Consider the following 23,266-nt stretch of genomic DNA (forward strand, 5'->3'; position numbering starts at 1 on the left):
GATGCCCCGTCTATCATTTGAATTGTCCGAACGAACGCTTCGGGCGAGGGGGAAAAATCACAGATTACAAGGGGAGGTACACACATGTCAAAAAGGATTCTCAGCATGGCGCTTGTCCTGACGCTGGCGGGTTCGCTGCTCGCTGCATGCGGCTCGGGAAGCGACAACAAGAATGAGAAAGCTTCAGATGGAGGAGCGAATGCTCCAAGCAATACGGTGGTGGAAGATACTTCGAAACAATATGGCGATACGGGTGGTCTAAAACTTCCGCTCGTCGATAAGCCGACGAAGATCACTTGGATGGTCGTGAGCGAGACGCCGCTGAACGATAAGCTGGTGGCGAAGGAAATCGAGAAACGCACGGGGATCACCGTCGATTTCCAGAATTATTCTTCGGCGACGTTCCAAGACAAACTTCGGTTGATCGTCGCATCGGGTAAGCTTCCGGATATTTTCCACGGACTTAAACCGGCTGAGCTGAAGAAAATCGGTCAACAAAAAGCGGTCGTAGCTATCAACGACTACGTCGATATGCTGCCGAACTTCAAAAAATTGTATGTCGATGAGAATCCATGGGTTGCCAATTCGTTCGGTGATGAGAATAACAAGCTTTATTCATGGCCGATTCATAATATGAACCGCGACGTGAACCACGGCATGATGTATCGTAAAGATATTTTTGATAAAAACAATATTCCGGAATGGACCAATACGGAAGAGTTCTATCAGGCGCTGAAGAAATTAAAAGAAATCTATCCGGATTCCTATCCGATGGCTTCCAAGACCAAAGAAAATATTTTTAGCGATCTTGCTTACGGCTGGGGCATCGGCGGCTTGAGCTACCCTGCTTATTATGCTGAGAAAGATAAAACATGGAAATTCGCAGGCACACAGCCGGAGTATAAAGAAATGCTCGATTTCCTGAAAAAGCTGTATAACGAAGGCTTGCTGGACCAAGAATTCCTGACCGATACAAGTGAATCTTGGACGTCCAAAATGACGACGGGTAAATCATTCGTAACATGGGATTGGATCGGACGTCTGGATCTGTTCTACAACCAAGTCAGCGCGCAAAATCCGGAATACAACCTGCGTTATGGCAATCCGGTCGGGCCTACGGGCAATATCCGTACGCTGCCGAGAATCGATGCGGATTTCGGGATCACGGTTGCTAATAACGCGAATAAAGAAGCTGCACTCAAATTGCTCGACTATTTGACGAGTCCATCGGGTTCAGAACTGATTACGCTTGGCGTGGAGGGCGTCAACTTCAACTTCGATGACAAAGGGAAACCGGTCTATCCGGAGCTCAAAGACCTTGCAACCGTAGAGATCAAAGCATTGGAAGAGCATTACGGTATGTGGGTAGAGGGCATGTATCTGAATCCGGATCATCGCTCCGTCTACTACAACTACACAGAGAAAGAACAAGAGGCGCAGGACAAGATTGTCTCTGCCAAGAAATTCGAGCCGCTGGATCCGGTGCTCAATCTAACGGAGGACGAAATTGCAACCGTTGCCGAACTTCAGACCTCGATTATGAAATCGCAGAATGAGTTTAATGCGAAGTATATCTTGAACAAGAGTTATGGCGACAAGGAATGGAATGATTGGTTGGTAACAGCTGAGAAGATGGGTGCAGCTCAATATGCAGACGTGTATAACCAGGCTCAAAAACGTTATGATGCGAACCAAAAATAGATAAATTTACGATGATTGAAGAGGGTGAATGGCGCGAAGGACTTGTAATTCCAGCGTGCCATTCACCAGCATCCAGGAGGGAAGAAACGTGCCAAACCCTAACACGGAGAAGATCCTTACAAGGCATAAGCCATCGCTTGCGTCACGGATTTCCGTCTCGCTGATCGGGACGCTGAAGCATATGAAACGGGACAGACAGTTATTGGTTCTCTTTCTGCCATGCCTCATCTTTTATATTGTTTTCAGGTACGGGCCGATGTTCGGCTTAACGATTGCGTTCAAGGACTATAACGTATTCGAAGGCATTTTGGGCAGCAAATGGGTCGGTCTTAAGCATTTCATCAAGTTTTTCTCAAGCAATGATTTTTGGCTGCTGTTCAGAAACACGCTGGCACTAGGATTTTTCTCATTGATCTTCGGATTTCCGGTTCCAATTCTTTTGGCGATCATGCTGAATGAACTTCGGGTGAAATGGATGAGAAAATCAATTCAGACGCTGACGTATTTGCCGGCATTTTTGTCCGTTGTCATTATTAGCAGCATGGTGATCGACTTTTTGTCACCAAGCAGCGGCTTGATCAACAAGCTGATGGCCGCGCTAGGGTTTGAGAAAATTTACTTTTTGATCATGCCGGAATGGTTCCGAACCATTTATGTCGCGTCGGATATTTGGGCGAACATGGGCTATGAAGCAATCATCTATCTCGCTGCGATCGCAGGCATTAGCCCGACGCTGTACGAAGCGGCCAGGGTCGATGGATGCAGCAGGCTTCGGAGTCTGTGGTACATTACGATCCCAAGTCTCATGCCGACGATTCTCATTATGTTCATTTTGAAAACGGGGAACATGCTTCGGATCGGATATGAGAAAGTGTTGCTGCTCTACACGCCGACGACGTACGAAGTAGCGGATGTATTCTCTACTTATGTATACAGAAAAGGATTGCTTGAATCCAATTACAGCTATGCTGCCGCTGTTGGCATGTTCGAAGCGTTAATCGCCATGATTATGCTGCTGTCGGCAAACTTCATAAGCAGAAAGGCTGGAGGTAAGGGGCTATGGTAGGAGAATCCAAGCTTAATCTGTTCGGAGTCATCAACGCCCTGATCCTATGCTGCATTGGACTGATGACGGTCTATCCGATCATTTATATTTTCTCGATATCGATCAGCGATACGGCTTCCGTTGTTCAGGGGAAAGTCACGTTGCTACCGCGAGGCATTAACTTTGATGCTTACTTGGAGGTTCTCAAGGACAAACGGATACCGAGAGCGTACCTGAATACGATTTTTTATACGGGATTCGGGACCTTTATCAACTTGTTGTTGACTGCGATCGCGGCGTATCCGTTGTCCCGTCCAGATTTCTTCTGGCGTAAATATTGGATGATCGGGATCGTGCTCACGATGTTCCTCAATCCGGGCATCATTCCGAATTATCTAATCGTACAAGGGCTGGGACTTACCGATACCGTGTGGGCGCTCGTCATTCCAAATGCGATCTGGACGATGGAGCTTATTATTCTGAAGAGCTTCTATGAGAGCATGTCTTCGCAGGTCCGCGAATCGGCATTGATCGACGGGGCCTCGGAATACAGGATTCTGTTCAACATCGTCATTCCGCTATCCAAACCGGCGCTCGCGTCGATCGGGCTCTTCTATTTCATGGGACACTGGAACAGCTTCTTCCTGCCGATGATCTATCTAACAGATTCAAGCATGTATCCGCTGCAGGTCGTTCTACGGGATATGCTCATCTTCGATGATGGCGCCAAGACAGGATTGGTCGATGCGGCGGCACTCGCGCCTCAAGCGAAGAAGAATGCAACGATCGTATTGTCGATGATCCCTGTCTTATTGATGTATCCGTTTGCCCAAAAGTACTTTGCGAAAGGAATTATGTTAGGTTCCGAGAAAGGGTGACTCATGTATAATTGGATAAACAACAATGAGAAAGGATGGCTACGACTTGAAGCGTTTATTTACGAATACGGGTATCGTGCAAATTTTTTGTTCGCTGCTCCTAGTCATCGGCATCATGTATGTATCCAATTATATTGTCTATAAGAACTCTATCTCCGGGATCTACGAGAAGGTCGCGCAGAACAACAATCTTGCGGTCAAAACGATGATTCAGTCCTTCGACGACAGCTTTCGGTCGGTCAACAACATCATCCATGCCATTCACGGGCTTCCTTACAGCAGCCTGGAATCGGAAGAAGACGGGCGTATTGACATGGCCAAGGTATATACGATGCAGGACAGCATTTCCACACTTGTCTCCTCCGTGGATTTCATCGAGGAAGTGATCGTATTCTACGACGATATGGATCTCGCCATTACCTCCATCGGAACGAGCAGCCTCAACCAATTGTTCGATAAGAAATACAAGCATGATCTGTATAACGAGAACTATTGGCGCACGTACGTGAAGGGGAAGCACGGCTTCAAGGTGATGCCCGGACAATATTTCAAGGTTGCAACGGATGCATCGTGGCAGCGCAAGAAATTGATGGTCGCTATCGCCGGAAATAAGATCCGTATCTCGAACAAGAACATCATTATTCTCATGGATGAGACGGCTCTGCTCAAGCATCTGAATCAGAAGATGATACCGGGCGCTTCGCTGATCGTGCTCGATCAAGACCGCAGCGTGGTCATGAGCACGGATGCGAGCACCGATTTATCGGGCGTGATGGACGAGGTTTATTTCAATGCGTCCGATGAAGGGTCGTTGACGAAGGAAGATTATCAATACAACTTCTACAAGTCGGAATTCAACGATTTTGTGTATATCAACAAAGTGCCGTACCAGTTCCAGAATATCGATTCCGTCATCAGTGCCAATGAGATGATTATGATCTCGGCCATCATCAGTGCGATCCTGTTGTCTGTGCTGCTCAGCATTTATTTGAACAGGCCGGTCAAGAAGATCATTCGTCAGCTTGGCGGCACCAGCAGGGGAAATGATTTCCGCAAAATATTGAGCGGTGTCGTGAAAATGCAAATGGAGATCGATGAGACGAAGCAGCAATTGAAGGTAGCGGAGTCAGAAGCGCGTCGAAGCTTATTCCTGCAGGCTGTCGATGAATACGCTTACGCTGCCGATCCTGATCTGCAGCCGCAGAGCATCTATAGCGATCCGGTGCGCAGCAAATATTTCGCCATCACGATGGTGCATTTGGATCCGAAGGATAAAGAGCAGCAGCCGATGTTACCGGTGGAGAAGATCATCGAGGTTCTGCATCAAGTTCTGCAGAAGGTAAGCGACGATGTCCATGTGTTCTATGACAAGAACCTGCACTTCATAACGCTCGTCGGCATGGAGCAGCCGAATGATCGGTCCCTGCTGTTGAAGCGCTTGAAAGGGATGTTCGCTCAGCTGGAACAGGAGGAGCTGCAAGGGTATTCGGTGTGGGCGAGCGTGAGCAAGCTGTACACTGCCGAACTGGTGAACTATAAGCCGGCCTATCGCAGTGCGATGAATGGCTTGTTATACCGGGCCGTGAACGAGTCGTCTCATGTGCTGGATGTGGAGAAGATTCATTACGGATGGAGCCTGTATTTCCCGTTCGACCGCATTGAGAAGCTGTCCAACTACATGGCGAACGGCAAGCTGCAGGAGGCCAAAGAGATCATCTCCGAGACGCTCCGGGAGAACGCGAATCGCAATGTTCATCATCATCAGATGGGGCATATCGCCAAAACGATGTTCCTGTACATGCTGCGGCATGCGAGCGTAACGGCCAATGCAGATGATGAAATGTATAAGCTGGAGCAGCGGTTCCTGCACAGGATCGATTTCGCCCATGACTATCTGGATATCGAGCAAGCGCTGATCGAGGCGGCGAAGCATATTGCCAAGCACAGCAAGCAGGAGGAGACGAACCGACTCAATCCGAACTTCATTTCGCAGTACATCGAGCTGCACTATATGGAGAATTTATATCTGGATCATATTGCGGAGATTGTGGAGACGTCGCCGAAATATTTTTCGAGTTATTTTAAAAAGACGTTCGGGATCAACTACGTGGAGTATCTCAATAAGGTGAGACTGTCGCATGCCAAAGAATTGCTGAAGGACAGTTCCTTGTCGATTAGCGAAATCGGAGAGAAGACGGGATATCTGAATTCTTCTACCTTCACGACGACATTCAAAAAGTATTACGGCATTTCACCGAGCGAATATCGTAAACAAAATTCGAGCGAATAAGTTGGAGTGACGACGTGATGAAGACGATTGCAACACAACATGGAAAAATAATCATTGCGGAGAAAGAGAAGCCGGCATTGCTGAACGGACACGTACTGATCCGGACGACGTACTCGGCAATTAGTCCGGGCACGGAAATGATCTTCGTCCGGAAAGCCTCGGATCAGCTCGCAACGCTTGGCTATAATGCGGTCGGTGTGGTCGAGCGGGTAGGAGAGGGTGTGGAGCATATTCAGGTTGGCCAGCTGGTCGCTTGTTATGGCGCGCCTTATGTCCACCATGCGGAATGGCTGGCAGTTCCGGCGAATTTGGTCGCCGTCGTGCCGGATCACGTTGATCCGCAGGAGGCTGCCTTTGCCGGTCTTGGCGCGATTGCGATTCATGCGCTTCGTACGGCGGATTTGCGGTTCGGCGAGTCGGTCATTGTCGTCGGGCTCGGCATTCTCGGCAACCTCATCACGCAGATTGCGGGTGCGGCTGCATACCGAACCGTAGGTCTCGATGTCAGAGGCGACCGGGTCGCGATGCTGCAAGAGCAGGGATTCACGCACATGTATCAGGACCAAGCGGAGATGGAGGAGCGGCTCAAGGAGGCGGTCGGGCGGTTCGGGGCGGATGCCGTCCTGCACTGTGCCAGCGGTCCAGGGGAGCAGCTTATCAATAGCTCGATGGGATGGATTCGTGATCGCGGGAAAATCGTCATTGTCGGCGATTTGACGGCCGAGTTCTCCAGGGAGCTCATGTTCGGGCGGGAAGCGCAGGTGCTGATATCGCGCGCAGGCGGTCCTGGACGGTATGACGCGCAGTATGAGCGGGAGAATCGGGATTATCCGATCGGCTATGTCCGCTGGACGGAGGGCCGCAACGTCGAGGAATACATTCGTTTATTGGCGGAGGGACGCATCTCGATCAAGAAGCTCATCACGAATGTGTATGCGGTCGACGATGCTGCAAAGGCCTATGAGAATTATCGACAGCCAACAGAGACGATCGCGACCGTCATCAAATACTAGATAAGAGAGTTCACGCTTCTATAGCACCGGGAGGGCTAGATGTTCATGACAAGAGAGCAGCCAGAAATTCGAAGCATCACGAACCGCGCTGAATTGGAAGCCGTATACGATGTGCTCGGCGACGCATTTCCTATTGGGAGAGATTTCTTCCGACAGCGCATGGAACATGATTCAACCTATGATCTATCCACGACCTGGATCGCCGCGCAGGGGCCGGATATTGCATCTACTGTGCAGCTGTTCCCTTTCATCGGCCGTGTGGACGATGCAGCGGTGAACATCGGAGGGATCGGCAGCGTGGCGACGGTTGCCGCCTATCGGGGACAGGGGCATTGCAGGCACATGCTGCACGATATCACGGCATGGATGGAGGAGCAGGAATATGACCTTTCCTTGCTATTTGCCGTGATCAACCCGTTCTATGAGAAGGCCGGTTGGAGTACCGTCCCGGAGACGATGTACGAACTGGACCTCGCAGGGGTGACGACCGGCAGCAATGATAGCTACGAGATCGTTCCGTTCGATCCGTCCGATACGGATGTCGTTGCCAGCATTTACGAGCAATTTAACGAGCATCGAACCGGTACGGTCATTCGCCCATCCAGCTATTGGCTTGATCGGCTGCATTGGCCGAAATGGCGGTCGACGACTTGCCTGCTCGCGAAGCGGGAAGGGGTTGTGGTTGCTTACGGCCATATCACCAAACCGGAGGAGGACGGAACCGTCTATCTCGATGAATTATGTTATCGCAAGGGCGAGGAGGGCGCAGCTATCCCGTTGTTCTATGCACTGGCCGAGCAGCGGCCGGAAGCGAAGTGTATGCTGGCTAATCTTCCCGCCGACCATATACTCGCCGAACATTTACTGGTACAGGGTGCCGTGAAGAAGACGCTAACGTACATGATGTGGAAGATCATCCGGTTTCAGCTGCTGCTGGCGAAGCTGGTTCCCGTCTTCCAGCGCAGGCTGCAGCATCATGGAGCACTTGCAGATCAGCCATTGCTTATCGAATGGGAATGCGCAGGGCAAAAAGCCTATTTTCATGCCTTGGATGGGCAAGTTGCTGTCGCCGCTGTTCCGCGCGAAGGAAGTGAATACGTACGCATCAGCATGACACAGCAGGAATTCATGCGTCTGCTGCTGCATGGGATTGACGAAACCGCTCTGGATGAGCAGCATTCGCTTGTGCTCGAAGCGCTATTTCCGAAGCAAAACACCGTTTTCTACCTGATGGATCGATTTTAACCGAAGAAAGGAGAAATAAGGATGAAAAAGATGATTTTCACCCTATGCCTGATTTTGTTCAGTTCTGCGTTCTTCACCATGGGAAGTGCAGACGTAAAGGCAGCTGAAGGTGCACAGATTACAATCAGCAGCCCATCGAACAGCGTGCGTATCGGGGATACGTTCAAGCTGCAAGTGAGCGGAGAAGGGTTCAATGATCTATTCGGCGTTGAGGTTGCGTTAACCTATGATGCCCAGGCGCTGAAGGTGCAAGGTGTTGCAGCTGGTGAGGCATACGATGCCTTCGATGCCTATACGATCAATGCCAGTGAGGGGAAGCTGTTCCTGCCGCTTGTAAGGAAGCAGTTGCAGTCTACCCCGCAGGCGACAGTCCGTCTAGCTGAGATTACATTCCTAGCGCAGCAAGTGAAAGACGCGGTGATCACAATCCAGAGTGTTAAAGCTGTGAGCAGCGAAAGGCTCATCAATGCCCAAGGATACAAAGATTTGAAATCGCTTACAACCGGGATGGGTGACGCGGTTACGGTTAAAATTGCAAAGCAGGACAGTACGGCGCCAGGGGGGACGCCAGGAGGGAACGGACCTAGTCAACCATCAACGCCGTCAACATCCACAAATCTGACTGAGCGTCTGAATGCCGTCTTGAAGGAAAAGGATGCGGTTCGGGCCGCAGAGATGCTGCAAGCGCTGCTGAACGGGATGACATCGGAGCCGGCCGCTGCGGATAAGGAAGCACTGCTGAAGGCTGCGGCATCGATTGTTAAGGATCTTTCCCAAGTTGCTGTGAGCCAAGATGGGACGGGAAAAGATGCGGTCTATGCCATTTCTGCGGACGATGTGCGTCAACGTGATGCGTTACTTCACAGCGTTCAAGCTTCACTGTCCAAATGGAATATGAATGCTCCACAAATCTCGCAGGCCCAGCTGAAGGCAGTAATGGTCTATACACTGGCTGGTCGGGATGCCAGCAAGCTCGGCGTATATCGATATAACGAGAATGCCGGAACATGGGAATATGTACGGGGAGCCGTTCATCAGATCGATGCCGCGACATTCACGATCGGTGTGAAGCAGGCGGGGAAATACCGTATCCAGGAATACGTCAAGACCTATACAGATACATCCCGTATTTATGAGGAGGCTCGGTATGCGATCGACGTATTAACGGCAAGACATATCGTGCAAGGCACATCGGAGACGTTATTCACTCCGGAGAGACCAGTGACCCGCGCCGAATTCTCCACCATGATCGTGAACGCGCTTGCCTTGGATCAGCTAGCTGCGCAAGGTGGCACGTCTGGGACCGCCTATGCTGACGTTGCAGCGGATGCGTGGTATTCCCCATCGATTAAGACGCTGCGTGAGCTTCATATCATCAACGGATTTGAAGATGGTACCTTCAGGCCGAATGATCAAGTGACGCGTGAGCAGATGGTTGTTATTGCGATGAATGCATGGAAGGCCTTGAAGCCTGTGCCGGACAGCACCTTGGGATCTGGCGAGAAGTTCGCGGATGACGCAGCAATCAGCGGCTGGGCGAAGGAAGCCGTGAGCAAGGCAAGAGGCATGAACCTCATATCGGGTACAGGACAGAACCAATTCATGCCGAAGCAGTCATCGAATCGAGCAGATACGTCTGTGTTCATTTGGAAGATGCTTCAGCAATTGAACTAAGGGAGGAGAATCACACATGATAGACTCCAAATATAAAAAGGTGCGCAAAATCGCATGTATGGCGATGTTAACGGTATTGCTGGCACTGCCGTCGTTCATGATGGCTCCCGGCCCGATTCAGGCTTCTACGTCGAATCAGGAACAGCCGACGGATGGGCAAGTGGGTGAATCTACCGATCCCCAGATCGATGAGTCAGGCAATACACCGGATGATGCGCAAGTTGTAGAAGATGGTGAAGCGGCTCCGCTAGTCGAGCTAGCAGAACAGGCTGCTTCGGTGACCCAGACGGTCTATACCAATATTCCTCTCACGAACCATGACTTTGAGACGCCGCTGAATACCAATGGAACGATCCCAGGCTGGAGCATGTTTTTCGCCGCGAATGAGGCAACTTCCCATGGAATCACACAGGATGTGCGGTATTACGGCAGTTCGAGCCTCAAGCTTGTCGATAAGTCCAATACACTTCCGATCTATTTGCAGAGCGATCCGCGCCGAGTCACGCCAGGCTATTCGTACAACGGTTCAGCGATGATTTATATCGCGCCAAATGCGGGGAATGCAGGCGGGGCCAGTCTCGTGCTACGGTTCTACGATGAGGCAGGCAAACAGGTCAATACTGATAAGGACGGGGAGAACATCGTTCATTTAAGAAAAGTCGGAGAGTGGACGCGGGTGACCGTCACGGGGATTGCCCCAGCCAATGCGGCATATGCAAGAATGGCGGCCTCGATCTCTAACTATTTTACGGCGGAATCCGGGGCATTTTATGACGATTTCACCTTAACTTCGCCACAGGAGGAGAAGGCCCCAGGCACCCTGCACTTGCAAATGCCGACAGGGATTATCGGCAGTCAGCTCCTTGAAGCGAAGGTGATGCTGAGCCGAGGGATTGACGTTCAGACGGCATCTGGAAGCTTGGCCTATGATCCGGCGGTGCTTACGGTGATAGATGTTGCTGTAGCCGATGATTTTAATACGGGCGGGGCGGCCGAGATGCATTGGAGTGCCCAAGATCCAGGTCTGCTCACCTTCGATGTGTCGAGACCAGCAGGCGCTACCGTGAGCGGCGACAAGCAAGTCTTGAATGTGACTTTCCGATTGTCAGGAGATGCGGAGACAGCAGATGTCACGCTGTTGCAAAGCTCCGGTGTGCAGGATACGGACGGGGTTCAGAATAACAAGATGTATGTCCGCGCTGCGGATGAACGATCAAGCGCCCATGTTCGCAGAGCATCGCTGGATGTGAACGGCGACGGCAAGGTCGATCTCTATGATGTGATGGCCGTAGCCAAGCTGACAGGCCAAATGGTGACCAATGAGAACTGGAAGTACGATATCAATAACGACGGCAGAGTGGATCGGTCGGATGTTGACATGCTGACCCATGCGATCTTGTCGAAGCTGCTGAATTCGAACGAAGGAGGGCACAGTCTATGAAACTGCGTGGTTGGAAGAACTGTTCGCTCGCCGTATTACTCATGGCAGCGCTGGGACTGAGCTTGTTCATGCCGCCTAGGGCGGATGCAGCAGCAGAACAAGGGAGTCCATTGTCCAAAATCAAGTTCGGCACGCCCGAAAATATGGGCTATCCGATTCGTACGGTTTCGATTAACGATGGCGTGATGGGGAAGGAAGACGGGAAGAACGTGCTGTACACCACCGCATCGACGACGCCGGCCGTATTTAACGTGATTGATGTGAAGAATAATCAGTTGATTCGCGATTTCGAGCTGGAAGGTGTAGCCCAGTCTTGGCGACATGTCATCGCACCGGATCAGACCGTCTATATCGGTGCCATCACTTCGTCAGGCACGGGCGAGCTCTGGAGCTATTCCCCGGTGACCAAGAAGGTGCAGAAGCTGAAGGTGCTCGGAAGCGAGAAATCCGTATGGTCCATGACGACCGATCCGGACGGCAATGTCTATATCGGGACCTACGATCATGGCAAGCTGTTCCGCTACAATCCGAAGACACAGGAGCTTAAGGATTATGGCAGCTTGCTGGCAGACCACAATTATATCCGTTCCATGGCGTATCACGACGGATACATTTATGCCGGCATGGCGCTGCCGTTCGAGGTTGTGAAGGTGAATGTGGCTACAGGAGCTTCGGAAGTCATCTCCGATGCGGTGCCGGGCATTCTCGGCGTCCCCCATGAAGATCTGGAATTCGCCTATGACATGGCTGTCGTGGACAAATACCTGTTCGTGAAGGCGAGCGGCAAAGCAGGCTTGATCATGGTGTACTTCAATCTGGAGACACAGCAGTGGGAAAATAAATCGATCGGCATCGATCCGGTAAGCGGCCGGGGTGTGATGAGCTACAACCAAATTCCCGTGGCTGACGGCAAAGCTTATGTTCCTGCGCACGGCGGCATTCTGGAAGTTGACCTCGGGACGCTTCAGACGAGAAATACCGGTATCAGCTTCGCGACGTCGCTCCGAGGAGCGGCTTGGATCGATATGGGGGACCCTGAGCTAACCCCGGATCGCACCATTGTTACGATTCAAGCGAACGGCAAATTGTCGGCGCTGGATGTGAAGAAAGGCATTCGTAAAGATATGCCGGGCGTCGCCGCCAAAGGCGGACCGCTTCCGATCCATAACATGGAGAAGGGAACGGACGGACGCCTCTACATGTCGGCTTATCCGGGCGGCGTCGGCGGTGTGTTCGATCCGAGAACGAAGCAATCTTCGAATTTCTTGATCGGGCAGGCGGAAGGCATCGTGTCGGTTGGCAATAAGGTCTACTACGGCATCTATCCTGGCGGATATATTTATGAGGTGGACATCTCCGGCGGCAAGATGAGCGAACCGAAGCAGCTGTTCCAGATCGGATCAGACCAAGATCGGCCTTACAAAATGGCGTATGCCGACGGCAAGCTGATCATCGGTACCATACCGGATTATGGGCAACTAGGCGGGGCGATAACGATTTACGATTTGGTGAGCGGAGAGAAGCAAGTCTACCGCAATCTGATCAAAGATCATAGCATTATTGGGCTCGCATACAAGGATGGCAAGATTTATGGCTCGACTACGAAATCGGGCGGATTGAACACGACAATGCCAGAGAGCAATCCAGAAGTGTTCGTCTTTGATATGGCGACAACAGAAATGACGATGCATAAAGAGCTTACCGGGCTAGCAGGGCTCGGCAAACATCGCATGATCAGCGGTCTGACCTTCGGGAAAGACGGATTGCTGTGGGGCGGTGTCGATGGTATCCTGTTTGCATTAAATCCGAATGATCTGTCGATTGCGAAACAGAAAAATATCTATCCGGATGTAAAGGATTACGGCATGTGGCGTCCATACTACTTCCGCTGGGGCGAGGATGGTCTCCTCTATGCCGGACTTGCGAATCGGATGACGGTAGTGGATCCAGACACGCTAGAGTATCGCTCGCTAACGCCAAGTAATTTCGAGATGAGCTTCATGACGCTGGCCAAGGATGCGGAAGGACAAGAGCAAATCTATTACACCGACGGCACGAAGCTGATGATGATTCCAATCTCCGCATCGACGAGCGTGAAGCTGCCGGTGCGTAACGGATGCTTCGAAGAGCCGCTCAAGCCAGATAACAGCATTCCGGGCTGGAGCAATGCTTATACGACAACGGTGACAGAATTTAGTCTCTCGAGCGAGCAGAGTTATTGCGGAGATCCGGGACAGAGCTTGAAGGTCGTAGACCAAGCGCAAGGTAGTGCGGGAACGGGCAGCTATCTCAGCGATCCAATCCCAGTCGTCCGCGGCGCTGAATATACGGCCGCTGCGAAGCTCTATATTGAGCAAGGACTCATTGAAGGGTCAAGAACCGATGATTCTGGCATCATACTCTATTTTTACGACAAATCCGGCAAGCAGATCAGTACAGTAGCAGGTACGGTTATTAAAGGCATGCCGCAAAAGCAATGGGTCGATATCTCTGCATCTGGTGTGGCTCCGGAGCAAGCAGCCTATGCGAGGATTGCTTTGTATTCGTCGGCATGGAACATGATGATCGGCTACTATGATCAAGTCACCTTCGAGGGACAATCGCCAGGCAGCTTGAAGTTGAAGGTTGATGGCCAAGTCGCTGTCGGGGAATCGTTCAAGGTTACCTTGCAGGCGCAAGATGTGACCGACTTGGCTGCCGTGCAGGCATCCTTGGCATTCGATCCGGCACTCTTCGAAGTCGTGGATGTGCAGATGGCTAGCAGCTTCGGTTCTGATTCCAACGCCTATCTCGGCTGGAACCAGGATCAGACGCACGGCAAGGTCAACATCATCGCTACGCTATTGGGAGCAAGGGCGCTTGGCGGCAGCGTGGACGTGGCACAGATTACGCTGAAGGCGAAGCAATTCGGAGATCCAGCGGAAATCGTGCTTACGAAGGAGTCGCTATTTGCCGACAAGAATGCAGATCTGACAAAGCTGTCTTACACGCTGCCTGCAGATGTGAAGCTTGGCGTACAGTTCGCGTACGATGTAGAAGACGTGAACCAAGACCATCAAGTGAACGCACAGGATGTCACGCTTGTTGCCCAGCAATTAGGCAAATCGCTGGAAGAAGGTAATCGCATGATGGATCTGAACGGCGATGGAAAAATCGATATCAGTGATTTGTCGCTGGTCGTATTGAAAACGCTGGAACAGAAGTAATAGGAACAAGGAATTTCTGAGCATCTCCTCTCGGTGAACGGTGTGCGACCACTGGCCGAGGGGAGATTTTTGTGTGCTGCAGAAGCAATCGAATCCAGGTAGTTAGCATACATGGAATTGGATTGATTTGGATAGATTCAGAGTATGGAAAAAAACGACAAACTTTTAAGCTAGCAGTGTGTATTCATCCTGAAATATGCGTGAACGTGATCTAACGAGCGAAAATAGGAGATTTCGAGAGATTCACCTCATTCATAACGCTTTCATGGTTATTTCCAGTATTTTCAGATTCTATTTACGCGATTTATTCGGTTTTACAAGTTGCAACGCGAGGAGTATGATACGATTCATGAACATTGCTGAGTCCTTGCATGAGCAAGGAGCGGGGGAACCAAATAAGTCATGAACCTGTTGTTCGTGTGAGAGCGAGCGCGGGTACATGTGGGGTGAATCCTGGGTACAACGGTACCGAGGTAGGGTGACTCTCACCATCCGAATCCGACAGCTAACCTCGTAAGCGAATGAGAGAGGATGAAGGAAAGTGTAGATGTATGCTGGCTGTAGCAGCGAAGGCGCTGCAGCTTCGATCATGCAATTCGAAATGAACATGTCTTTATCGCTGAGTCTTTGCTATAGCAAAGAGCGGGGGAACCAACGGTCGGCAGAGCTGACCATGGGGTGAATCCAAGGCACCGTCTTGTACGGCGCTAAGGTAGGGCGACTCTCTAGGCCCGAATCCGACAGCTAACCTCGTAAGCGTCTCGAGAGAGGCAACTTGAACGTATTCAATGCACAGGTGCATGGCGATTTGCCGTGTCCTTAATTGAAGCCGCGATGGATAACCTCCCCCGCAGGCTTCTTTTTTTATGCCCAAATAAGGAAGTTCAAAAGTTAACTCCTTATGACGAGGTGCTTCAAAGATGTTAATTCGACGTCGAATCTTGCGTTCACCCTCGAAGTCCGGTGCTCATTTAGGTTTCGCCTAAACTCCGCTCCTCCTTCTTCGGGTTCACGCAACCTTCTCGGTCCTAAGAAGCCAACTTTTGAACAACATCTGAACAGAACATGAAAACCTGAATTCTTGAAAAGGGAGAATGAACATGAACGTCCTTATGGATATATTGCAAATCGTGATTGTCATCGGGCTATTGCTCTTGATCGTGAAGCCGCTCGGGACTTATATCTATCATATTTTTTCGAATGAGCCGAATCGGTCGGATCGGATTTTCGGACCGGTGGAGAAGGGCATCTACTGGCTGATTGGGCTCAAGAACAAAGGCGACATGTCGTGGAAGCGATACGCGCTTAGTCTATTACTAACCAACCTCGTATTGACGCTCATCGGATTTGGGGTCTTACTCGTGCAGCGCTGGCTGCCGCTCAATCCGAACGGGATCGACAATATGGAGCCGACGTTATCTTTTAATACGATTATCAGCTTTATGACCAATACGAACTTACAGCATTACAGCGGGGAATCGGGTCTATCGTATTTCTCGCAAATGATCGTCATCATGATGATGATGTTCACCTCGGCGGCGACGGGAATTGTGGTGGCAATTGCCTTTATCCGCGGATTAACGAAGAAGGGCACAGGCCTTGGCAACTTCTTCACAGACTTCGTGAAGGCTCATACCCGGTTGCTGATTCCGATGGCGATCGTGATGACGCTGGTGCTCGTTGGACTGCAAGTGCCGCAGACGCTGAATGCGACGGTGGAAGCTCATACGATTGCAGGAGAGACGCAGCAGATCGCGGTCGGGCCAGTCGCTTCGCTCGAATCGATTAAGCATCTAGGGACGAACGGCGGGGGATTTTTCGGAGCGAACTCTTCGCATCCATTCGAGAATCCGAACCCGTTAACGAACGTGCTCGAAATGTTAATGATGTGGTGTATCCCAGCATCGCTGACGTATACGTACGGACGCTTCGCTCGGAATCAGAAGCAGGGCTGGATCGTGTTCGCGGTCATGGGCATTTTGTTCGCAGCGTTCCTAAGTCTTGTCTATGTCTCGGAGAGCAACGGCAATCCAGTCTTGAATTCGATCGGCGCCGATACGTCGCAGGGCAGCATGGAAGGGAAGGAAGCGCGATTCGGTATTGCGCAATCCGCTCTGTTCACAACTGTAACAACCTCGGCCACGACGGGGACGGTCAACAATATGCATGATACATTAACGCCGCTTGGCGGTCTCGTACCGATGTCGCTGATGATGCTGAACGTGGTGTTCGGCGGTGACGGCGTAGGGCTTGTCAACATGCTGATGTATGCGATCCTTGCGGTATTCTTGGCAGGCTTAATGGTCGGTCGTACGCCGGAGTTCTTGGGTCGCAAGATCGAACCGCATGAGATGAAGCTCATCGCGATTGCGATTCTGGCGCATCCGCTCATCATTCTCGGACCGACGGCGATTGCGTTTTTAACGGATCTCGGATCCGGCGCGATTACCAATCCTGGGTTCCACGGGATCTCGCAAGTGCTCTATGAATATACCTCCTCGGCAGCCAATAACGGCTCGGGCTTCGAAGGCTTGGCGGATAACACGCCGTTCTGGAATATCACAACTGGGATTGTCATGTTCCTCGGACGTTATGTCTCAATTGTGGCCTTGCTCGGCGTCGCAGGTTCACTCGTGCGCAAGAAATGGGTGCCTGAGACGATCGGGACATTCCGTACCGACAACAAGCTGTTCGCAGGGGTACTGCTCGGAACGGTCATTCTCATTGGCGCACTGACATTCCTGCCGGTGCTCGTCCTTGGACCGATTGCAGAGTACCTGACATTAGGGTAGAGATCATTTAACGAGGTGAAAGAACATGGATCAGACCATGAAACGAAAATCATTAATAACTTCAGATATTGTGAAATATGCGCTAGGCCAGAGCTTCGTCAAATTAAACCCACTGATCATGATCAAAAATCCGGTCATGTTCGTGGTCGAAGTAGGGACGTTCATCGTCCTGCTGTTAACCTTATTCCCGTCCTTATTCGGGGCGGAAGCGAATTTCGGTTTTAACTTAACGGTATTCATCGTCTTGTTGTTCACCGTGTTGTTCGCGAACTTCGCTGAAGCAATTGCGGAAGGACGCGGGAAAGCCCAGGCGAATGCGCTCAAGCAGACGAAGAGTGATGTGCTGGCGAATAAAGTACAGCCTGGCGGCGGCGTGAAGCAAGTGCCGGCAACCGAGCTCCGCAAAGGCGACATCGTCGTCGTATCGATGGGCGAGATGATCCCTGGAGACGGGGAAGTGATCGCGGGGCTGGCAACGGTCGACGAATCCGCGATTACCGGTGAATCTGCGCCAGTGATGAAGGAAGCGGGCGGCGACTTCAGTTCCGTCACAGGCGGTACACGTGTCGTCAGCGACCAGATTAAAGTGCGGATCACGAATGATCCGGGCGAATCGTTCCTCGATCGCATGATCTCCCTCGTGGAGGGAGCAGAACGTCAGAAGACGCCGAACGAAATTGCGCTGAATATTTTGCTCATTACATTGACCGTGATCTTCTTGATCGTTGTGGTGACACTAGCACCGATTGCAAAGTATGTCGGAGTCGACTTGGAAATTCCAGTGCTTATCTCCTTGTTAGTCTGCTTGATCCCGACTACAATCGGCGGGCTGTTGTCCGCAATCGGGATTGCAGGGATGGACCGGGTGACGCAGTTCAACGTACTCGCGATGTCCGGTAAGGCCGTTGAGGCAGCAGGGGACATCAACACGATGATTCTTGATAAAACCGGAACGATTACATTCGGGAATCGGATGGCGAGCGACATGGTGCCTGTCGGCAAAGCGACGGTCGAAGAAGTATCCCAGTGGGCTGCGGTGAGTTCGATGCACGATGAGACACCAGAAGGCCGTTCTGTATTGGAATGGGTACGAAGAGAAGGACATTCGTTCGATGAATCGCTGGCGAAGGGTGCGGAGTTCATTGAATTCCGGGCAGAGACGCGGATGAGCGGCGCTGATCTCTCCAACGGCTGGAAGGTTCGTAAAGGCGCTATTGATGCGGTGAAGCACTGGGTGCTTGAACAAGGCGGCGTGATTCCGGCGGATCTGACGGACAAAGGCAATAAGATTGCTTCGGAAGGCGGAACACCGCTTGCGGTGGCAGTGAATGACCGATTGGTTGGGATTATTTATTTGAAGGATACCGTCAAACCGGGGATGCGCGAGCGGTTCGAACAGCTTCGCCGCATGGGAATCAAGACGATTATGTGTACGGGGGATAATCCACTGACCGCAGCGACCATTGCGCGTGAAGCGGGCGTGGATGATTTTATCGCTGAGAGTAAGCCGGAGGACAAAATCGCGGTCATACGCAAAGAGCAAGCTGAAGGCAAGCTCGTCGCGATGACAGGCGATGGCACGAATGATGCGCCGGCCCTAGCGCAAGCGGATGTGGGTCTCGCGATGAACAGCGGGACGATCGCCGCGAAGGAAGCAGCGAACATGGTGGATCTAGATTCGGACCCTTCGAAGATTATCGAAGTCGTATCGATCGGGAAGCAGCTGCTCATGACGCGCGGTGCGCTGACGACGTTCAGTGTGGCGAACGATGTGGCGAAATATTTTGCCATCATCCCAGCGATGTTCATGTTAGCTATTCCGGAAATGCATGTCTTGAACGTGATGGGGCTCGGGTCTCCGATGTCCGCGATATTATCGGCATTAATATTTAATGCGGTCATTATTCCGCTCTTGATTCCGCTCGCGATGAAGGGCGTGGCTTACCGGCCGATGAGCGCGAGCAAGCTGCTCAGCCGGAACTTATTGATCTACGGCCTAGGCGGCGTGATCGCACCATTCATTGGCATTAAGCTGATTGACCTCGTCGTCCACATCTGGATTTAGTACGGAATCGATAAGAAAGGGATGGAATATCCATGAATATGAATCTTCAGACAAATACAACGGTTGAGGTGCCTGCCCGAACATCGGTCGGCTCCATCGTCGCGATAGCAATTCGTGTCAGTCTCGTCTTTATTATCCTCTGCGGGCTGGTGTATCCGCTCCTGTCCACGGGGCTTGCGCAGGTGCTCTTGCCGAAGCAGGCGAATGGCAGTCTCATTAAAGACGCGAACGGCACGGTGATTGGGTCCGAGGTGATCGGACAGATGTTCAAGGATCAGAAGTATTTCCAAGGCCGGGTATCCAGTATTGAATATAATGCTGCGGGCTCAGGGTCGAATAACTATGCGCCTTCGAACCCCGACATGCTGAAGCGGACGCAGGAATCGGCGGCGGCGTGGACGAAGAGTAACCCGGATGTGCCGCTCAGCGAGGTACCGATTCAATTGCTTACGAATTCGGGGTCGGGTCTAGACCCGCATATCTCACCGAAGAGTGCTGAGGTACAGATTCCGCGGATCAGCAAACTGACGGGCATTAGCACAGAACAGCTGGAGAAGCTGGTGGAGAGCCATACGGAAGGCCGGGATCTCGGCGTATTCGGAGAGCCGCGCGTGAATGTCTTGATGCTGAATATTGATCTGCAGAAATTAATGAAATAGATGAGAGAGTGTCCACTTGATCCTTGCGGTCGAGTGGGCATGTTCAAATATAAGAATTTATAAGTTTCACAAATAAATTGTTCTTATATTTCTCGCTTAAACGCTTCCCGTCCTTGGAAGGACGCCGTTGGCGTTTATGCTTGATGGGAATCGATAAACCAAAGGAGTAGGGGCATGGAGCAGTTTCGGAGGAAAACACCGGAGGAAATTCTGGAGTCGATTACGCGGTTGTCGCGAGGCTATCTGAAAATATTGATCGGCGCGGTCAGCGGCTCGGGCAAGACGTACCACCTGCTACGCGAAGGACATCAGCTCGCGAAGCAAGGGGTGGATGTCGTCTTCACGGCGATCTCGACGCGGCAGCGGCCCGAGACGATGGAGCAGATTGGCGATCTGGAGCGGGTGCCGAGCATTCATTGGCTCAAGGATGGAGTCGAGCAGAAGGACATCGATCTGGACGCGCTAGTACAGCGTAATCCGGAGGCGGTGCTCATCGACGGCCTCGCACATCGGAATCGGCCTGGTGCGCTCCATGCCACACGGCTGGAGGATATCCAGTATTTATTGAAGCAAGGCATTAGCGTCACGACGACGGTCAATGTCTACGAGCTGCAGGAGGTTGCAGCGTTCGCGAAGCCGTATATCGGCTTCATGCCCGAGATGACCGTACCGACGGATACGCTCGAAATGGCGGATGAAGTTCGGTTGATCGACGTGACGCCGGAGACGCTGCTCAAGCGGTTGGAGGAAGGGCATTTGTCTGGATTGCAGCTGCCAGCAGACCTCTCTGTCTTCCGGCACGGCAATCTGGCGGTGCTGCGCGAGATAGCGCTGCGGCTGGTCGCGGAGGGCGTGAACGAGTCGCTGGAGCGGCATCGGGAACGGCTGGGGCTCGTCGGGCCGTCATGGGCCGCGGAGCGGATTCTCGTCGCAGCGCAGTATCACTGGAACGGCTCGATCTATATTCGAAGAGGCCAGCAGATTGCGAAACGGCTCAATGGCGATCTGCGCGTTGTCACCTTCGTGAAACCCGGCATGGAGCTATCGAAGGAGAAAGCGACGTTCAAGCGGTCGATCGTGAAGCTGACAGAGAAGCTCGACGCGCCGTTTGAAGAGCTATCGCTCTCATCGCAGAGGCATCTGCCGCGCACATTAATGAAGTATGCGCTCGATCATCAGGTGACACGGATCGTAATCGGGCATTCGAAGATGACGCGCTGGCAGGAGTTCCTCAAGGGTTCGGTATTGAACGGCCTGATCGCGCGAATGAAGCAGGTGGATATGTTCATCGTCGCAGATCGAGCAGAATCGGAGGGGGAACGGATCCTGCCGACCAAACGGTTGTCTTCGCGCGGGGATGGCGCTGGCGAGCAGGTTACGAGCGGCGAAGCGAAGCAGCCGCTAGGCAAGGTGCGCGTTCGCGGTCAGCTGAGAGACTTGGAGCGGAATCGCTATCGCCGATTAACGCAGGAAGAGATTGAGCGGGAAGTCGCATCGATGCAGCGCGGGCATTTCAAGGTCTATATCGGGGCTGCTCCGGGGGTGGGCAAGACCTATACGATGCTGCGGGAAGGCAATGAGCTGCTGCGCAAAGGGGTAGACCTGTGTATCGGCTACTTGGAGACGCATGGCCGACGGGAGACGGCGGCCCAAGTAGGCGCTTTGCCGCTCGTCCCAAGGCGGAAGATCGATTATCGCGGCGTGCAGATGGAAGAGATGGACACGGATGAGATTCTGCGCCGCAACCCCGAAGCTGTGTTGGTCGACGAGCTGGCGCATACGAATGTACCGGGCAGCGAGCTGAAGAAGCGGTACGAGGATGTCGAGCGGCTGCTGACCGCGGGCATCTCCGTCATCTCGACGATGAATGTGCAGCATCTAGAGAGCTTGAATGATGCGGTGGAACAGATTACCGGCATACGCGTGCGAGAGACGGTGCCGGATCATATTTTGCGGCTAGCTGATGAAGTAGAGTTGATCGATGTCGCACCGAAGACGCTGCAGCAGCGGCTGCGGGATGGACATATCTATCGCAGAGAGCAGGTAGAACAGTCGCTGAATCATTTTTTCAAGACGGGGAACTTGATTGCATTGCGTGAACTAGCCTTGCGGGAGCTGGCGGACGATGTGGATGAACGTCTGGAATCGTGGGAACGGAAGCCTTCGCTTCGCGGCCCCTGGCGTCGGAAGGAAGTGATCTTCGTCGGGGTCACGTTAAGTTCGAACGCGGAACGGCTCATTCGGCGTGGATTCCGTATCGCGTATCGGCTCAAGGCAGCGCTCTATGTTGCGTATATTCACACCGGGGGGCCGATGACGGTGGAGCAGCAGGAGCGGGCGAAGGCGATTGAAGCACTCACGGAACGTTTTGGAGGCACCTTCAAGGTTAGTCACGCCCCGCATGCGAGCAAGCTGGCAGACGTATTCATGCAGGAAGCGAACCTCGTGAAGAGCACGCAGCTGATTCTCGGGCAATCGGCTCGTCCATGGCATGTGCGTCTACTGCGTGGATCGGTGATTAACAAGCTGCTGCGGATGGCGCGGCATATGGATGTATTGATTGTGGCGAAGCATAGAGGACTCGCGAGAGATGGAAGAGTGATAGAAAAAGGTTAGCAGGGAGAAAGGCTGAAGCGAGGAGGCTTCAGCCTTTCGTGCATGGTAAGGGGAGGGTGAAGAAGGGGATTGCTTATCTTTTAGGCTTGTAGCCTTTGTAACCTTTGGAGCCTTTGGAGCTGGTAGGACGGCGGCGCTGTTTCGATTTGTTCGTCGATTGGCGCTTGCGTCTGCGGCGCCGTCTGCGTTTTTTTGAGGACCAATCGTCATCACCATCCTTCTTTTTGCCGGGAAGCAGGACGTCGGCCATCATTTTCACGACAGGTGCGATCTGGGAGACGCTCTGCATCACCTTCTGCACCTTCGACACCGTGCTCACAATCCCGTCAATGCCGCCCATACGGTCGATGAAGCCTTTGATGTCACCAAAATTAAAATTGAAAGGGAACTTGCTCGTACTGGCGACAGGCGTGACAGGGGTGACAGATGGATTAGCGAAGGGGACGAGGGAAGAAGACTGGGCTGCGTCAATGGCCGCTGGCGTCGTCTCCGGAATGGTCAATTCTTCTTGCAGGGGATGCCGATTATATGGATTACGCACGCCGGGGTACGGTGAGACGTGACGTGTACGCGCGGGATGGTGCTGCGACATGGGAATTTCACTTCCTTTATGGGTGGATGTATAGAATACTGTATGTGTT

14 protein-coding genes and 2 riboswitches are annotated in these 23,266 nt (G+C 52.2%); of the genes, 13 read left to right on the top strand and 1 reads right to left on the bottom strand.

Annotated features, from left to right (window positions below; translation table 11 throughout):
- Positions 1–84 precede the first annotated feature (84 nt).
- From GCU39_RS28485 to GCU39_RS28545, 13 genes are all read left to right on the top strand, one after another.
- Positions 85–1,701 (top strand): extracellular solute-binding protein, encoded by a 1,617-nt coding sequence (locus tag GCU39_RS28485; RefSeq protein WP_152396566.1) that lies wholly within the window; start codon positions 85–87, stop codon positions 1,699–1,701.
- A gap of 181 nt (positions 1,702–1,882) precedes the next feature.
- Complete coding sequence (locus GCU39_RS28490; protein WP_227793670.1) at positions 1,883–2,767, top strand: ABC transporter permease; 885 nt, start codon at positions 1,883–1,885, stop codon at positions 2,765–2,767.
- Positions 2,761–3,624 (top strand): carbohydrate ABC transporter permease, encoded by an 864-nt coding sequence (locus GCU39_RS28495; protein ID WP_152396568.1) that lies wholly within the window; start codon positions 2,761–2,763, stop codon positions 3,622–3,624. The genes GCU39_RS28490 and GCU39_RS28495 overlap by 7 nt, the downstream gene beginning before the upstream one ends.
- A gap of 25 nt (positions 3,625–3,649) precedes the next feature.
- Entirely contained in the window at positions 3,650–5,914 is a 2,265-nt protein-coding gene (locus GCU39_RS28500; RefSeq protein ID WP_152396569.1) for a helix-turn-helix domain-containing protein, read from the top strand.
- A 17-nt stretch (positions 5,915–5,931) separates the two neighbouring features.
- On the top strand, positions 5,932–6,927 hold the full coding sequence (locus GCU39_RS28505) for a zinc-dependent alcohol dehydrogenase (protein ID WP_152397476.1): 996 nt from the start codon (positions 5,932–5,934) through the stop codon (positions 6,925–6,927).
- Between the two features lie 45 nt (positions 6,928–6,972).
- Entirely contained in the window at positions 6,973–8,172 is a 1,200-nt protein-coding gene (locus GCU39_RS28510; protein WP_193726667.1) for a GNAT family N-acetyltransferase, read from the top strand.
- A 21-nt stretch (positions 8,173–8,193) separates the two neighbouring features.
- The gene (locus GCU39_RS28515; RefSeq protein WP_152396571.1) at positions 8,194–9,846 is read left to right on the top strand and encodes an S-layer homology domain-containing protein; all 1,653 of its coding nucleotides are present in this window, start codon (positions 8,194–8,196) and stop codon (positions 9,844–9,846) included.
- 16 nt (positions 9,847–9,862) lie between these two features.
- Complete coding sequence (locus GCU39_RS28520) at positions 9,863–11,287, top strand: dockerin type I domain-containing protein (RefSeq protein WP_152396572.1); 1,425 nt, start codon at positions 9,863–9,865, stop codon at positions 11,285–11,287.
- Positions 11,284–14,493 carry a cohesin domain-containing protein gene (locus tag GCU39_RS28525; protein WP_152396573.1) on the top strand — a complete coding sequence of 1,070 codons (3,210 nt, stop codon included), beginning with the start codon at positions 11,284–11,286 and terminating at the stop codon, positions 14,491–14,493. Before GCU39_RS28520 ends, GCU39_RS28525 begins: the two co-directional genes overlap by 4 nt.
- A 347-nt stretch (positions 14,494–14,840) precedes the next feature.
- Positions 14,841–15,028: riboswitch (cyclic di-AMP (ydaO/yuaA leader) on the top strand.
- Between the two features lie 72 nt (positions 15,029–15,100).
- A riboswitch (cyclic di-AMP (ydaO/yuaA leader) is annotated at positions 15,101–15,268 on the top strand.
- A 337-nt stretch (positions 15,269–15,605) separates the two neighbouring features.
- A complete protein-coding gene (gene kdpA / locus GCU39_RS28530) occupies positions 15,606–17,285 on the top strand; it encodes a potassium-transporting ATPase subunit KdpA (protein ID WP_152397477.1) in 1,680 nt (559 codons plus the stop codon).
- 25 nt (positions 17,286–17,310) lie between these two features.
- Positions 17,311–19,350, top strand: coding sequence for a potassium-transporting ATPase subunit KdpB (gene kdpB / locus GCU39_RS28535; RefSeq protein ID WP_152396574.1), 2,040 nt, complete (start codon positions 17,311–17,313; stop codon positions 19,348–19,350).
- 32 nt (positions 19,351–19,382) lie between these two features.
- Entirely contained in the window at positions 19,383–20,009 is a 627-nt protein-coding gene (kdpC, locus tag GCU39_RS28540; protein WP_152396575.1) for a potassium-transporting ATPase subunit KdpC, read from the top strand.
- Between the two features lie 174 nt (positions 20,010–20,183).
- Entirely contained in the window at positions 20,184–22,625 is a 2,442-nt protein-coding gene (locus tag GCU39_RS28545; protein WP_152396576.1) for a universal stress protein, read from the top strand.
- A 73-nt stretch (positions 22,626–22,698) separates the two neighbouring features.
- Here GCU39_RS28545 and GCU39_RS28550 read toward each other — a convergent pair whose 3' ends face one another.
- Entirely contained in the window at positions 22,699–23,217 is a 519-nt protein-coding gene (locus tag GCU39_RS28550; protein ID WP_152396577.1) for a hypothetical protein, read from the bottom strand.
- Positions 23,218–23,266 lie beyond the last annotated feature (49 nt).

Source organism: Paenibacillus guangzhouensis (genome assembly GCF_009363075.1).
Lineage (GTDB): Bacteria > Bacillota > Bacilli > Paenibacillales > Paenibacillaceae > Paenibacillus_K > Paenibacillus_K guangzhouensis.

Bases quoted from the DNA above. Each gene is read 5' to 3' on its own strand.
- GCU39_RS28545 (WP_152396576.1), top strand. From the start codon at position 20,184: ATGGAGCAGTTTCGGAGGAAAACACCGGAGGAAATTCTGGAGTCGATT.
- GCU39_RS28525 (WP_152396573.1), top strand. From the start codon at position 11,284: ATGAAACTGCGTGGTTGGAAGAACTGTTCGCTCGCCGTATTACTCATG.
- kdpA (WP_152397477.1), top strand. From the start codon at position 15,606: ATGGATATATTGCAAATCGTGATTGTCATCGGGCTATTGCTCTTGATC.
- GCU39_RS28520 (WP_152396572.1), top strand. From the start codon at position 9,863: ATGATAGACTCCAAATATAAAAAGGTGCGCAAAATCGCATGTATGGCG.
- GCU39_RS28490 (WP_227793670.1), top strand. From the start codon at position 1,883: ATGAAACGGGACAGACAGTTATTGGTTCTCTTTCTGCCATGCCTCATC.
- GCU39_RS28550 (WP_152396577.1), bottom strand. From the start codon at position 23,217: ATGTCGCAGCACCATCCCGCGCGTACACGTCACGTCTCACCGTACCCC.
- GCU39_RS28500 (WP_152396569.1), top strand. From the start codon at position 3,650: ATGAGAAAGGATGGCTACGACTTGAAGCGTTTATTTACGAATACGGGT.
- GCU39_RS28505 (WP_152397476.1), top strand. From the start codon at position 5,932: ATGAAGACGATTGCAACACAACATGGAAAAATAATCATTGCGGAGAAA.
- GCU39_RS28485 (WP_152396566.1), top strand. From the start codon at position 85: ATGTCAAAAAGGATTCTCAGCATGGCGCTTGTCCTGACGCTGGCGGGT.
- GCU39_RS28510 (WP_193726667.1), top strand. From the start codon at position 6,973: ATGACAAGAGAGCAGCCAGAAATTCGAAGCATCACGAACCGCGCTGAA.
- kdpB (WP_152396574.1), top strand. From the start codon at position 17,311: ATGGATCAGACCATGAAACGAAAATCATTAATAACTTCAGATATTGTG.
- kdpC (WP_152396575.1), top strand. From the start codon at position 19,383: ATGAATATGAATCTTCAGACAAATACAACGGTTGAGGTGCCTGCCCGA.
- GCU39_RS28515 (WP_152396571.1), top strand. From the start codon at position 8,194: ATGAAAAAGATGATTTTCACCCTATGCCTGATTTTGTTCAGTTCTGCG.
- GCU39_RS28495 (WP_152396568.1), top strand. From the start codon at position 2,761: ATGGTAGGAGAATCCAAGCTTAATCTGTTCGGAGTCATCAACGCCCTG.